Raw genomic sequence first — 13,417 nt, 5'->3', positions numbered from 1 at the left:
ATGTTGCAAAAAGTGATTTTATAGCCGGTATCAGCCATGAGCTCAGAACTCCAATGAATGGAATAATCGGCATGACCCTTTTACGTCTTGTCAGATACTTAAAAACTTTATTAACTAAAAATACGTATCTTGCTTATAATTTTATTGAAGATATAAGTAAACATAAATTAGAAAAGGGTGATTATGCTCCCGTTTGGTATTTCATTACTACAGCAGCATACGATTCCGTCATAAACTACTCTCAAAGCGGTTTACTTGCTGAACATTATGATTTTGCCGTAGTTAACTCAGGCGATAATCCTGTAAATGGTACAAGGCAGGTAATATTTCTCTATAAATTGCTTACATTTATTAATGCACGTATTAAAAAATATAAAAAGTACCAATCTGATATTTTAGATAAGATTCTTACTAATCCTTTATGTAACAACAAGCATAGTAATTATATTGACAGCTGTAAAAAAAATGAATGTCTTGAGAAGTTGTTAACCTATATAAGACAATGTCTTTTAGATTTAGATTTTTTTTTATCAACTATGTTTGATACAAATGAACAGAAAGTATATGCAGAAGTTATTGAACTACTAGCTGATACTATCAATAAGTTTCTTTTACTTCCTGAAGCAGATTGGCTGGTTATACAACAGCAAATTGAGTTTATAAATGTAAGATTAAGATCAGTTGATGATGATAGAAGTTTTTCATGTAATCATATAACAGAAGTGTTAAAAAGAAGAAGTGAAATTTATTAATAAAATAAATTTAAAACACGTTATATGAAGTGTTATAGCTATTTTTTTAAGAAAATTCCATTAGAGGTTGAACATCAGCGCAGCTTCCATTATTATTACAGAGGGTATTTTACTAAGAGTCACAACGGCGAATTGTTTTATCCACTGACTTTATATTTTGGGAAAAATGAGATAGAAATCTTTTATAGAGAAGCAAAGGGTTATACAGAGCGCGTGTTTACTTTTCCTGTCATGTGGGGTGAAAATAATCACGAAAAGTTTGCTAAAAAGATAAAAGATTATTGGAATATGCTTGCATGGTCCCCACCCCAAAGACATTACTTCAATATAAATATAGATTTAATTCCTATGAGTTATTTCTCAAGTTGGTATGAATTTAACACAGAAAAAAATTCAATAATTGATAGATTTGTTAAGCTACATATATTTCGATATAAAAAAAATATCTATAGAAAATCTGATATTAGTATTGCTGATTATAGGATAAAATTTGTTAATCATCATGTTGACAACAAATTTGATATTTGGAAAATTATTAATAACGAAATACTTTCATGTAAAATAAATCTTAGAAAATTAATTTTAGATTTTATATATGAAAGTGATTTGACAAGCACTTTTTCAGACGAAAATTATATTAGTTTAAAACCGATTCTACATGAAAATAAACTCTTTGACGCTATTACAAAAAAATGCAGATATCTGGATAACTTGTATAAATTAAAAGATACACATATTAAAAGTTCAGATAAGCTACCAAAAGTATTCTTAGATGCTGAAAAAGCATGGCTTAATATCTGCATAAACCCACAGTATAGAGAACTGTTTGATTCAGAAGATGAAATATTTCATTCAAATGAAGATGAAATTACAAAAATAGCTTTTGATGCGTTAATAGGAAATTGTAATGAGAAGGATTAAACATATTAGCGTAGATGATTATTTGTTAAGGAATCGCTTAGCTAACTTTTATTTAAGTGAATATTCACTTTTAAGAGCACTTGAAATAATACCTAAAAAATTTGTCATTTATTTTTTACCGGTTTCGTTATTTTTAATTTTTCCAGGAGAATTTCTTATGTACTATTTATTTGGTGATGCTTGTTTTTCCGGAACTTTTCCATTAGTATTACCAATACTGATAGCTATTATTATTTTGTATTATCTATGGAAATTGAAATTAAACTTATTTAAGTTATTTCTTCCTCGGATGTCTTTAGGAATTCTCATAGGGTGGACTGTTCTTTTGAATACTGAAGGATTGTGGAAAATGACTCTCATCCTTGAAGCCAGCACAATAGTTATAATTGATACTGTTGTCATTTGCATTGTTAGTGTATTTATTTATACTAAAATAAAAAACAGAGTACACAGAGCAACAATCGTGATGACTATCGGCAGAACACTCGTTATAATAATATTTGCTTTATTGATTTCTTTTTTGCAAGGGTTTTATATAATTCAATTTTTTGGTAAGCCGATGATAGAAAATTCAGGTATTTTAGCAAAAATTTTTGATAACACTACTTCAGACAATATAAGCTCTATAGATGTCATTCTCAATAAATCCAAAGAAGAGTTAAATGATGATAGGGATAACAAAACACTAGCCCAATTATATTCAACCACATTTTATAAGCCGTCTAATAATATATCAATTAAAAATTATTATTCTATTAGTTTCGGACGCCCACTTAGTCATTTTGACTTTTTCAAGAAACATAAAATCAGATATATATTTTCTATTTTATCTTTATATTCATTTATATCAATTCTAACCGGCGCAGTTTTTCAGTTAGTCTGGGGCGATAAACCTATGACTGACCCTCTGTAGCCCCTTTTGCCAAACCTGCCGCTGAAATATAAAATTATAAGGTAACCTCTTTTCATACTTAGCAATTTCCCCTTTATTCCAACAGATCACTGTAAGGCCAATCCTTAATGCCACCCTTAAGGCTTACAGCTTTTATTTTTATTTGTTTTAACTTAAAGGCGGCTACTGCGCTTCTTCTGCCGCTTCTGCAGTAAACCACATATTCTTTGCCCTCTTCAAACTCAGACTTTCTATTCATCAAATCAAACAACGGTAAGTTGACACTGCCCAATATGTGAGACTCCTCATACTCTTCCACAAACCTCACATCTACAAACTTATACCCGCTGCTATACATCGCCCGGGCTACCTCATGCGGCACCTCCGCCAAAAGCGGTTTCTTAAGCATTTCCATAAACCTCTCCACATCCAACGCATACAAAGTACCGTCCTCCAACATCCTGACCGTACAGGGACTCTTTGCCGCCATAATAATCCCCTCCTCCCCTATCTCATCCCCAGCCCCCAACTCCTCAGTTCTCTCCATCTCACCACTTTCAGGGTTTAACCTCAACACCTCAGCCCTACCACATGATATCACATAAAACGCCTTTATATCCCCGCCGTCTGTTATAATCTCGTCTCCCTTTTTTACCGCAACCTCTGTAATACTATTGATTGCATCCTCTATGTACTCTATCGGAAGCTGCTTAAAGGCTGTGCTTGAGGTCATCAACTTCAATAAGTTGGAATCATACCTGCCTCCGGCCTTTATTTCACTTACAGTTTCCTCTATTCCTAAAAGATACGAAAAGGCATCAACATCGAGATGACATATGCAGGAGTCCTCTATCGCCCTTATTGCCAACTGCTGCGGATACTGAGGAAACACCAGTGGTTTGTTTGAAGCATCATCAGAAATCAGCTCTTTTTTGCCGCCGCTTATATCCGTTACCTCAAGCATTCCGTAAACTACAAATAACAGATCACCGGCATACCCGCCAATATTAACCGACTCGCCTTCCCTCATTTCAAAAGCCCTATAGACCTGCAATGACTCAGCAAGAGATGTTTCACTGATTGTATGAAACATCAGGTGGCTATCCTTCAACGCCTTTATAAATTCTTTTATAACCATTTTGCCTTAGGCCCCCTTATATCTGATTTCAAAAAGCTCACAATACAGCTATTCAGATACGTTAACAGCACTCTTAGTTTTTTGTAAATGTTTTTTTAAAATCAAAATCAGGCTCCCCGCTGCCATAATAATTCCCCCTTTCCCACTTATGGAACAACACCCTGGAGGCGTTTAATCTCTACGAGGGCTTTAGAGTATTCATTTTTAGCTTTTTTCTGCTCATATATAGCGGTAACATAATCACTTTGAAATTTTAGCACATCATTTAAGGTGGCAAGACCTACCTTAAATCTGCCCTCCTCGGCTTCCAGTTGCTTTTGTGCAGCAAGAGCCGTCTTTTCAGTTGTTTTGATTTTCTTTTCGGCAAAAACCAGGGCGTTTAACGCATCCAGCAGAGATGCCTCGACACTTTGCGCAATCTGCAGCACCTGAGCCTCATACTGCTCCTTCTCATATGATGCTTTCATATAATACCCCTTGTACTTACGATTTCCAAGAGGGATTGAGACAGTAAACCCTATTTGCCATGCAAAATCATTTCCTGTGGCCATCTTATCAAGTGCACTACCATGGTTGCCATTTAGACCAATGTAGCCGTATGAGCCTGTTAGATCAACCTCCGGCAGCATCTGGTTTTTATAGTAGCTTTTTAGAAGCTCCCTGTTTTGACTCTCAAGCTTTGCATAACGGTAGTCTTGTCTTGTCATAAGAGCAGTTTCAACAAGAGATTCCAGTGGTGGCGGCACAACCGGTTTAGCAGGGGCTGAAACCGGAGTAAGGATACCACTTCTTTCAGTTATGTTTAACAGAGTTCTAAGAGCACTCTGTGCATCTGTAAGCGTTTTTTCTGCATCAAGAAGATTCCCCTCACGTTTAGCTATCTCCGCCTCTGCGGTGTAAATTTCAACCTGAGCACTCAGGCCGACCTCTACTTTTGCCTTGACTATTTCCCATGTGTTAGCAGCAAGTTTCAGGCCGATTTTTGCAGCCTCCACATTACTAAACGCTGAAGCCAAATCCCAGTACTTCTTAACCGCCTCCGAAACCTTTTCAACAACAGCGGAGTCATACGTCAGCTTCTTCATTTCAAATGCGTTTTTATACACGTTGATGTTTGTACTCTGTACCGGTATGCCAAAGCCCTTTAAAATCGGCTGCGTGACAGAGACCTTAGCATCCGAATAATAGTATGGATTAAATGTCGAGCTTGATGAGTTTGCCCAGTACCGGCTGTTTTCAAATGATAACTCGTACTGAGTACCAGTAAGAAGTGTGCCTGAGAAGTAAGAATTGTAAGAGGCTGTTCTGGATTTAGAACTATCTCCTGAGGTGCTTGAGGGCTCCTTTGTGTAAGAGTCTTTTACTTCAAGTGATAATGTCGGGTCAAATTCACCCTCGTATATTAATATTTCAGATTCGGCTGCACGGGGTTTATAACTTTCTGTTTTTAAACTCAGGTTTCTATTTAAAACTATAGTGGTTACTTCCTCAACGGTTAGTCCGGTTTTATTGTCCTGCCCGTACAATGGAGCACAATGCAGGGTTAATATTACTATGGAGAAAATACAAAATAATTTAATCGTTTTGACCATCAATGCCTATTATATCATTTTTTATTTTTTTGAGTTTCAAAACGGTTGAATTTATGATAAACTACAGGCGTGTTTTTCTTTGAGCAATTATTAATCGCTGCACAAAAGCAGTAAAAAGGAGCAAAAGTCGGATGACAACAACATTAATAGCACCAACCCCGCCTGATGTAGCAGCCTTTGGAGTGAGAACCCTCTCTGCGTATCTGAAAAAACACGGGAAAGAGGTCAGAAATATCTTCCTTCCGGGTGGAGTTGAGAAATTTAAATATAAAACCGGTTTTAAGTATAACTATGAACAGAGATTGATGGACCAGGTGGTGGAGCTTTGTAGGGGCTCGGACCTTGTGGGAATATCATTTATGAGTAACTACCTTGACAGGGCAACACAACTGTGTGAAACGTTGCGGGCGGCACTGAAGGTACCCATCATTGTGGGCGGCATACATCCTACCGTCATGCCTGAGGACTGCCTCAGGTTTGCCGACATTGTGTGTGTCGGCGAGGGTGAAGAAACACTGCTTGAGCTGGTAAATGCTATAGAGACAGGCAGTGATTACTCAGACATACAGAATCTGTGCCTTATGAAAAATGGAGTAACCCGCAGAAACCCTATGCGTGCCCTTGTACAGGACCTTGACTCCATCCCGTTTTGTGATTTCGGCATGGATGGACACTTCATTTACGATAACATAAAAAGCTCTGTCGAGCCGATGTCAAAGAACCTCCTGAAACGCATGTTTCCGCTTGAGCCCCACCTTGAAGGAACGTTTTACGATTCATACAAAAGAACCCTGAGTTTTAAAATCATGACTACGCGCGGCTGCCCCCACCACTGCTCGTTCTGCGCCGAGAAAACCCTCTCCGATATGTACAAGGGACAGAGGTATTTAAGAAAACGAGGGGTAAACAACATAATAGAAGAGCTTTTGTGGGTAAAACGGGAATTTGACTTTGTGGAAAGCATTTTTTTATTTGATGATACCTTTATGGTTCGTCCCGAACCGGAAATAATAGAGTTTGCTGAGGCTTACAAAAAGCACATCGGATTACCGTTTCATATACAGGCCAGTCCCGGCACGGTTACGGAGGGGAAGATGGAAGCCCTGATTGACGCAGGCCTTGCCTTTGTTGAAATGGGAATTCAGTCTATGAGCGAGCTGGGTATGGCATTATACAAAAGAAGCATTACAGGCAGTACTATTTTAAAGGCCGCCGATGTGTTTCATAAGTATCAGGGCAGAATATACCCGCCGTGTTACCATATAATTTTGGATAACCCGTGGGAGAGCACTTCAGATGTTGTTGAAACCCTAAACCTGATCCTTGAGCTTCCCAGGCCATTTTGGCTAAAGCGAGCCTCTCTGGTGTGTTTTCCAGGCACTGACCTTTACGAAAAGGCTAAGAGAGACGGCATTATCAAAACAGAAGAGGATGAGTGGCGGGAGGTTTATTCAAAACACCTTCACACCCCTCACGGCTCCTATGTAAATTTCCTGACATACCTTGCCGGTTTTTCCTATTTCCCAAGGTTCATTGTAAAAATACTTGCCTCTAAGTTTCTTGTAGGGCTGTTTGATAAAAAGTCACTTAACGGGCTCTATAGTTACTTAAACAGAATGGGAGAGCGGCTAATAGTGGTCTCAAAGGGAATTCGTTCACTTTTCAAAGGCGATTTTAACCGGATATACAGATACTTTATAAGAACAGCATCTAAAACGTCGTAAGAAGGAGAGTTGAATTATGAAGTTTAACTGTTTAAAATGTAATATAGAAATGGCTGTCAACAGGGTACAGGACAGCTCTGTACCGGCTGGTGAGGCCGGCGGCACAAATCTAACATTTTCCTGTGCGCACTGTGGAGCATCCTTTGCGATGGTAGCAAACCCTATGGAACAGAAGCTAATAAAAGAGCTTGGCATCTATGACGGTACTCCTAAAGCACCAGATAATCCAGCAGAATTTATAAGTGCCGCCACAGGGGTTTTACAGTGGGAACCTGATGCATTAAAGCGGCTTGATAAGGTGCCGGTGTTTGTAAGAGGAATGGCTAAGTCGGCAGTGGAACAACACGCAAGGGAAAAAGGATTAACCAAAGTCACGGTGGATGTCATAGAAGAGGCGAGGCATCTCTATGGCATGTAAAAACAGTGGAGGGACAATGTTAATTAAAGGTAAATCATGGAAGTTTGGAAGGGACATTGATACTGACGCTATTATTCCGGCAAGATATTTAAACACCTCCGACCCTGCCGAACTCGCACAGCATGTGATGGAAGACGCCGATAAGGATTTTTATAAGAAATTAAACAGCGGCGATTTAATCGTAGCCGGCGAGAACTTCGGTTGCGGTTCATCCCGTGAGCACGCTCCAATAGCTATAAAAGCCGCAGGACTTTCCGCAGTGCTGGCAAAGAGCTACGCACGGATATTTTACCGAAACGCTTTTAACATCGGGCTGCCGATATTTGAATCAACTGAAGCGGTTGACGGCATTAAAGAGGGAGATGTGGTTGAAATAAACGCTGATACCGGTTTAATTAAAAACCATACAACTAATGCAGAGTTTCAGGCTAAGCCAATACCACCTTTCATGCAGGAATTGATTAACTCAGGCGGCCTTATCCAGTGGACACGGGAAAAGCTGAGATTAATATAATACGTTCCATAATAGCATAGCCGCCATTTATCGGCTGTCAGCCAGGGTAATAATCTCAGGAAGTGCGTTCAGTGCAGATTCCAGCTTATCCACGTCTTTTGTGCCGCCCTGGGCCATGTCAGCCCTGCCGCCGCCGCTGCCGTTTGCCCTCTGCGCTATAGCTTTTAGTATCTTGCCGGCATGATATTTACCCACAAGGTCCTTTGTCACCATGGAAAGTAACGACGCCTGCCCGTCATGCTCAGATGCCAACACCACAACCGCTGCATCCAGCCGCTCTTTCAGTGTGTCGGCAAACTCCCTCAATGCTTTCTGATCAAGACCATCCTTTTTCACCACAAGCGTCTTAATCCCGTTTATTTCTTTTATGTTATCCAGCACGCTTGAAATATCCAGCTTAAGGGCATTTAACTTTAAACTCTCCAGCTCCTTTTCAAGGAACCTTATTTGAGACGTCATGGCAGTAATCCTCTCCAGCGGTGTGTCACTCCTGAGATGTTCCGAAATAGCCCTCAACTGAGCCGCTTTTGCTGTAAAGTACTCCAACGCATATGTTCCCGTTATTGCCTCTATCCTTCTTACACCGGATGCAATACTTCCCTCCGATACTATAACAAACGGGCCTATTTCGCCGGTTGCACGGCAATGAGTTCCACCACAGAGTTCTTTACTAAAACTCTCCACCTCAACCACACGCACAGTGTCCCCATACTTTTCGTCAAACAGTGCAGTGGCTCCATAAGAAATGGCGTCATTTAGGCCCATTATCTGGGTTAGCACCTTTTGATTATCAAGAATCCGGCCATTTACCAACTCCTCAATTCTATGCCTTTCCTCTGCCGTAACCGGGTAGAAGTGCGTAAAGTCAAACCTAAGCCTCAACGGAGAGACCTGAGAACCAGCCTGCTTGATGTGGTCACCGAGAATGTTTTTCAGGGCGGCATGAAGCAAATGGGTTGCCGTGTGGTTTCTCATAATGGAGTAACGATGTTTTATATCTACTTTACATGCCATATTATCCGATACTCTAACAGTTCCCTGCTTAACCATAACCTTATGGATTATCAGATTATCCGGGGTCTTTTTAGTATCATTTACCTCTATTTTCACTTTATCGTTAAATATTACACCGGTATCTCCAACCTGTCCGCCGGACTCACCATAAAAAGGGGTTTTATCAAGTATCAACTCCCCATCCTGTCCTTTACTTAACTCACTTACTACCTCGCCGTCTTTTATTATATGGGTAACTGAGGATTGTGTTTCAAGCATGTCATAACCCAAAAAAGAATTCCCGCCGTCTATCCTAACTGTGTCGTTGTATATGGATGAAACCAGTGCCGATAGTCCTCCTGTGTCTTCAGACCATGAAATCCGGCCCCGTCTTTTTTGCTTTTCCATCTCCTCATTAAATCCAACGTCATCTGTTTTAAGGCCGTTTTCACGGGCTATATCCGCAGTCAGATCCGGTGGAAAACCAAAAGTGTCGTAGAGTTTAAATATCTCCTCCCCGGCTATTGTATCCTCTCCGGAAGCCTTCAGAGCCGCAATCATCTCATCTAAAATCTCCGTACCCTTTTCAAGAGTTTTAATAAACCGCTCCTCTTCAAATTTTAAAATATCTTGAGAGCGGTCTTTTTCTCTTGTTATCTCAGGGTAAACATAACCCATAGCTTCATCAACGGAAGTTACAAGTTTGTGTAAAAATGGGGTTCCCACACCAAGGAGGTGGGCATGTCTTGATGCACGCCTGATTATCCTTCTGAGCACATACCCGCGTCCCTCGTTTGAAGGCAGCAGCCCTTCAGAGAGCAAAAAGGTGACAGAACGCATATGGTCCGCTATTACCTTTATCGATGTATCCGTGTTTTTGCCGCCTCCGTATGAAACGCCGGTTTGTGTGGATATGGCCTCTATAATCGGTGTAAAGATGTCTGTGTCAAAATTGGTTTCTTTGCCCTGTAACACTGCGCTTATGCGCTCAAGCCCCATGCCGGTATCTATGCTAGGCTTAGGAAGCGGTGTAAGCGTACCGTCATGTCCTTTATCATACTGCATAAAGACCAGATTCCAAAGCTCAAGGTATCTGTCGCAATCACACCCAAGGGCACAGTCAGGTTTACCACAGCTTCTTTGAGGTCCAAGGTCAATAATAATTTCCGAACACGGGCCGCACGGGCCACTGTCTCCCATTTGCCAGAAATTGTCTTTTGCCCCAAGACGCACTATCCGCTCCTTACTTATTCCCGTAAAGTCTGTCCAGAGCTTTTCCGCCTCATCATCGTCCTCATACACCGATACCCACAGCTTGTCAACCGGAAGCTTATACCACTGTGTCAGAAGCTCCCACGCAAACTCTATGGCTTCCCTCTTAAAATAATCGCCAAAAGAGAAATTACCCAGCATTTCAAAAAACGTATGATGGCGGGCGGTAAAGCCTACATTTTCTATATCGCTCTGTTTGCCACCGGCTCTGAGGCATTTCTGGCACGTTGCAGCCCTGCTGTATGGTAGTGTCTCCAAACCAAGAAAAACACTTTTAAACTGTACCATGCCGGCATTAGTAAAAAGCAGTGTCGGATCATTCCTCGGTATCAATGATGAGGGTCCTGCCACCTCATGGTTTTTCTTGCGGAAAAACTCTAAAAAACTCTCTCTTATTTCCTTACCTGTCATGTTTTTTTACATCCGGGTCATTACTTATTATCTCTATCAGCTTATCTTTTTTGAATATCAGCCTTGTCGTATACACACCATACCTCTTGTATGTCCATTGTACTTTATCTCCGCCGTTTTTTTCAAGCGATACCTCAAGCACCCTTATATCTGAAGGCGACCCCATTGCGTATCTAACCTGCTCGGGGGTCATTCCAAAACCAACTTTCCCATTTCTTATTAACTCCTTTATTTCAGGAGGAAAATCCGCTATCTCCTTCTCTGTATATCTTACACTCTGAGTACACGATAATAAAAATGCAAAAAAAATCGTTATCAAAAATATCTTTTTCATGTTACCTCCTTTAATACCTCTGCGATAATCTCAGCATCAAACCCCCTTCTCAGGAGCATTCCGTAAAGCTTGTTAAGTTTAACTCTAAGCGGGTTATTTTTTAAATAGTCTTCTTTCTTTTTTACAAAAATTTTTGCCTTTTCAATTTCACCTTCCCGGCAATAACCATACAACAGAACATCTGATGAACCATTTATTAGTGTGCTTAACGTCTCCTGTATAATGTTATCCTCAATACCGCGTCTTCTTAGTGTATCAGCAGCTTTCTTAGTTCCTGCCATCTTAGTGCCGTCAAGGTACATTAACAAGTTTAGGGCAAGTCTGGAGTCATCAATCAGTCCGGCCTCTTTAAGGTACTCTATGGTTTGTTGTGTTTCCGCCTCCGTGTATCCTTTTTCCAGAAGTTTATTTCTGAGTTGTTTTTCACTTCTGTCTCTGAAATTTAAAAGTCTGAAAGCATATTCCTTAGGACTGTCACTCATCAGAATCCGGGGTGGAGACGGCTGAGGTAACTCGTGTAATTTTCCCTGCCGCCAGTATTTTAGCTTCTACCTCGTTAAAAATGGTTTCGTTTTCAGAGAGGAACCGTCTGGCGTTGTCCCTGCCCTGCCCTATTTTAGTTGTACCGTAACTGTACCATGTACCGGTTCGCTCAATTACTCCCAGCTCCACACCGAGGTCAACAAGCTCACCGGCCTTAGATATTCCCTCGTTGTAGTATATGTCAAACTCGGCTTGTTTAAACGGGGGGGCGACCTTATTTTTAACGACCTTCACCCTGACGCGTCCGCCGATTACTTCCTGATTAACCTTTAAATTATCTATTTTTCTGATGTCAAGCCTCATCGAGGCGTAAAACTTGAGAGCATTACCACCGGTTGTGGTCTCAGGGCTGCCAAACATAACACCGATTTTCAGCCTTATCTGGTTTATAAAGACAACCGTAGTTGATGATCTGGCAATAGCTGATGTGAGTTTTCTAAGCGCCTGGCTCATAAGCCGTGCCTGTAGTCCCGGCAGCTGATCCCCCATATCGCCCTCTATCTCAGCCTTTGGAACAAGGGCTGCCACTGAGTCTATAACTAAAATATCCAGGGCGTTGCTTCTTACAAGGGTTTCAGCCACCTCAAGGGCCTGCTCACCACTATCGGGCTGAGAAATCAATAATTCAGATATCTTAACGCCAAGTCTTGACGCATAGCCGACATCTAGTGCATGTTCGGCGTCAACAAATGCGGCAACTCCGCCGGTCTTCTGAGCCTGCGCTATTGCACTTAGTGCAAGAGTTGTCTTGCCGGAGGACTCAGGGCCGAAAATTTCAACCACACGCCCTCTGGGAAGCCCGCCCACACCGGTTGCTATATCAAGAGTAAGAGAGCCGGTGGGAATTACTTTAATGCCCTCGGTAACGGCTGATTCACCTAATTTCATCACAGTACCCTTACCATAAGACTTTTCTAACTGTGATATGGCAGCCTCTATGGCCCGTTCTTTATCTTTAAGACCTTTTTGATTATCAGTTTCTTTTGCCATGGTAATGTTCTCCCTCGAAATTGTGGTTTAACGCCTGAATTCTTTTAAAACTTAGAATACGGTTAAAAAACCTCCTGTATTATAAACTAAACAGGACAATCACTCAAAACAGAATTGAAAGTGCTCTCAGGTTTTATAAACAGTGAGGGTGAGGATGTTTTTATCGCCGTCTCTCAGATAATTAACCTCATCCATAAGTTGCTTTACAAAAAAGATACCTAGTCCGCCGATTTTTCTATCCATCAGGGAGACCTCCAGATCAGGGTCCTCAGTCTCCAAAACATTAAATGGTATGCCGGTATCCTGTATTTCAATTACATACTTGCTCTTTCCGTTAACCGCACAGATTACCTCAAGTTCACCCTCATGCTCCACATAAGCGTACTTTATGATATTAACAAGCGCCTCTTCACAGGCCAGCTCTATATCACCCACTCTTTCATCACCTATGCCAAAGCCCCTTGCCGCTGCGGTTATCTTATCTAATAGCTCATGGAGACTCTCTATCTTAGCCGGTAACTTTATTAATGATAATACTTCCACCAGGGCCGCTACTCTTGCATCGCCTCTTCCATGGAGCTGCAAATCTTTAAAACAGTGTTCAGGCCTGACATCTTTAACACCTTAAACACCTGCTCAGTAGGCTCTGCAAAGGCAAGTTTACCCTCTTTCTTTTTTATCTCCTTGGCAATTGCAAGGAAACTTCTCAAGCCGGCACTGCTTACGTACTCAAGTTCCTTCAGAGATACAACTATTTTACCCTTAGCCTGTTCCATAACATCCTTCATTTTTTCATCAAACTCAGGAGCATTCGACGCATCCATCCGGCCGCTTAAATAAATTACATCCACACCGTTGATTTTATCAGTTTTTACTTCCATGCCACCCCCTGTTTTTTTATAATTGTCTAATTTGTTATTATA

The 13,417-nt window shown here is 40.9% G+C and carries 14 protein-coding genes; 6 read left to right on the top strand and 8 right to left on the bottom strand.

The window, feature by feature from the left end:
* The 3 genes from H7844_08675 to H7844_08665 all read left to right on the top strand — a co-directional run.
* On the top strand, positions 1-752 hold a 752-nt coding region (locus H7844_08675; protein ID MEO5357358.1), incomplete at its 5' end, for a hypothetical protein.
* A 132-nt stretch (positions 753-884) separates the two neighbouring features.
* Complete coding sequence (locus H7844_08670; protein MEO5357357.1) at positions 885-1,673, top strand: hypothetical protein; 789 nt, start codon at positions 885-887, stop codon at positions 1,671-1,673.
* Positions 1,660-2,586 (top strand): hypothetical protein, encoded by a 927-nt coding sequence (locus H7844_08665; protein MEO5357356.1) that lies wholly within the window; start codon positions 1,660-1,662, stop codon positions 2,584-2,586. The genes H7844_08670 and H7844_08665 overlap by 14 nt, the downstream gene beginning before the upstream one ends.
* A 73-nt stretch (positions 2,587-2,659) precedes the next feature.
* On the opposite strand, the gene H7844_08660 is transcribed toward H7844_08665, so the two are convergent.
* Entirely contained in the window at positions 2,660-3,703 is a 1,044-nt protein-coding gene (locus H7844_08660; protein ID MEO5357355.1) for a cyclic nucleotide-binding domain-containing protein, read from the bottom strand.
* A 146-nt stretch (positions 3,704-3,849) separates the two neighbouring features.
* Positions 3,850-5,295 (bottom strand): TolC family protein, encoded by a 1,446-nt coding sequence (locus tag H7844_08655; GenBank protein ID MEO5357354.1) that lies wholly within the window; start codon positions 5,293-5,295, stop codon positions 3,850-3,852.
* A 131-nt stretch (positions 5,296-5,426) separates the two neighbouring features.
* Here H7844_08655 and H7844_08650 point away from each other — a divergent pair, with 131 nt between their 5' ends.
* The 3 genes from H7844_08650 to H7844_08640 are packed head-to-tail and all read left to right on the top strand — an operon-like array spanning position 5,427 to position 7,951.
* On the top strand, positions 5,427-7,019 hold the full coding sequence (locus H7844_08650) for a B12-binding domain-containing radical SAM protein (GenBank protein MEO5357353.1): 1,593 nt from the start codon (positions 5,427-5,429) through the stop codon (positions 7,017-7,019).
* 16 nt (positions 7,020-7,035) lie between these two features.
* Complete coding sequence (locus H7844_08645) at positions 7,036-7,437, top strand: hypothetical protein (protein ID MEO5357352.1); 402 nt, start codon at positions 7,036-7,038, stop codon at positions 7,435-7,437.
* A 16-nt stretch (positions 7,438-7,453) separates the two neighbouring features.
* Positions 7,454-7,951, top strand: a complete 498-nt coding sequence (locus H7844_08640; protein ID MEO5357351.1) for a 3-isopropylmalate dehydratase small subunit — start codon at positions 7,454-7,456, stop codon at positions 7,949-7,951.
* A gap of 27 nt (positions 7,952-7,978) precedes the next feature.
* Here H7844_08640 and alaS read toward each other — a convergent pair whose 3' ends face one another.
* From alaS to H7844_08610, 6 genes are all read right to left on the bottom strand, one after another.
* On the bottom strand, positions 7,979-10,627 hold the full coding sequence (gene alaS / locus H7844_08635) for an alanine--tRNA ligase (GenBank protein MEO5357350.1): 2,649 nt from the start codon (positions 10,625-10,627) through the stop codon (positions 7,979-7,981).
* A complete protein-coding gene (locus H7844_08630) occupies positions 10,617-10,961 on the bottom strand; it encodes an outer membrane protein assembly factor BamE (protein ID MEO5357349.1) in 345 nt (114 codons plus the stop codon). Before H7844_08630 ends, alaS begins: the two co-directional genes overlap by 11 nt.
* On the bottom strand, positions 10,958-11,443 hold the full coding sequence (locus H7844_08625) for a recombination regulator RecX (GenBank protein MEO5357348.1): 486 nt from the start codon (positions 11,441-11,443) through the stop codon (positions 10,958-10,960). Before H7844_08625 ends, H7844_08630 begins: the two co-directional genes overlap by 4 nt.
* Positions 11,436-12,494, bottom strand: coding sequence for a recombinase RecA (recA, locus tag H7844_08620; protein ID MEO5357347.1), 1,059 nt, complete (start codon positions 12,492-12,494; stop codon positions 11,436-11,438). Before recA ends, H7844_08625 begins: the two co-directional genes overlap by 8 nt.
* A gap of 126 nt (positions 12,495-12,620) precedes the next feature.
* Positions 12,621-13,037 (bottom strand): ATP-binding protein, encoded by a 417-nt coding sequence (locus tag H7844_08615; GenBank protein ID MEO5357346.1) that lies wholly within the window; start codon positions 13,035-13,037, stop codon positions 12,621-12,623.
* 8 nt (positions 13,038-13,045) lie between these two features.
* Positions 13,046-13,375: an STAS domain-containing protein gene (locus H7844_08610; GenBank protein ID MEO5357345.1), complete on the bottom strand. Its 330-nt coding sequence runs from the start codon at positions 13,373-13,375 to the stop codon at positions 13,046-13,048.
* Positions 13,376-13,417: the final 42 nt, after the last annotated feature.

The sequence above is a fragment of the Nitrospirae bacterium YQR-1 genome (assembly GCA_039908095.1).
In the GTDB taxonomy this organism is placed as follows: Bacteria; Nitrospirota; Thermodesulfovibrionia; order Thermodesulfovibrionales; family Magnetobacteriaceae; genus Magnetomonas.
This window is presented reverse-complemented; position numbering and strand designations above follow the sequence as displayed.

What these genes read in the sequence shown, in the direction of transcription:
- H7844_08665 (MEO5357356.1), top strand. Translation starts at nt 1,660, where the DNA reads ATGAGAAGGATTAAACATATTAGCGTAGATGATTATTTGTTAAGGAAT.
- H7844_08660 (MEO5357355.1), bottom strand. Translation starts at nt 3,703, where the DNA reads ATGGTTATAAAAGAATTTATAAAGGCGTTGAAGGATAGCCACCTGATG.
- H7844_08655 (MEO5357354.1), bottom strand. Translation starts at nt 5,295, where the DNA reads ATGGTCAAAACGATTAAATTATTTTGTATTTTCTCCATAGTAATATTA.
- H7844_08650 (MEO5357353.1), top strand. Translation starts at nt 5,427, where the DNA reads ATGACAACAACATTAATAGCACCAACCCCGCCTGATGTAGCAGCCTTT.
- H7844_08645 (MEO5357352.1), top strand. Translation starts at nt 7,036, where the DNA reads ATGAAGTTTAACTGTTTAAAATGTAATATAGAAATGGCTGTCAACAGG.
- H7844_08640 (MEO5357351.1), top strand. Translation starts at nt 7,454, where the DNA reads ATGTTAATTAAAGGTAAATCATGGAAGTTTGGAAGGGACATTGATACT.
- alaS (MEO5357350.1), bottom strand. Translation starts at nt 10,627, where the DNA reads ATGACAGGTAAGGAAATAAGAGAGAGTTTTTTAGAGTTTTTCCGCAAG.
- H7844_08630 (MEO5357349.1), bottom strand. Translation starts at nt 10,961, where the DNA reads ATGAAAAAGATATTTTTGATAACGATTTTTTTTGCATTTTTATTATCG.
- H7844_08625 (MEO5357348.1), bottom strand. Translation starts at nt 11,443, where the DNA reads ATGAGTGACAGTCCTAAGGAATATGCTTTCAGACTTTTAAATTTCAGA.
- recA (MEO5357347.1), bottom strand. Translation starts at nt 12,494, where the DNA reads ATGGCAAAAGAAACTGATAATCAAAAAGGTCTTAAAGATAAAGAACGG.
- H7844_08610 (MEO5357345.1), bottom strand. Translation starts at nt 13,375, where the DNA reads ATGGAAGTAAAAACTGATAAAATCAACGGTGTGGATGTAATTTATTTA.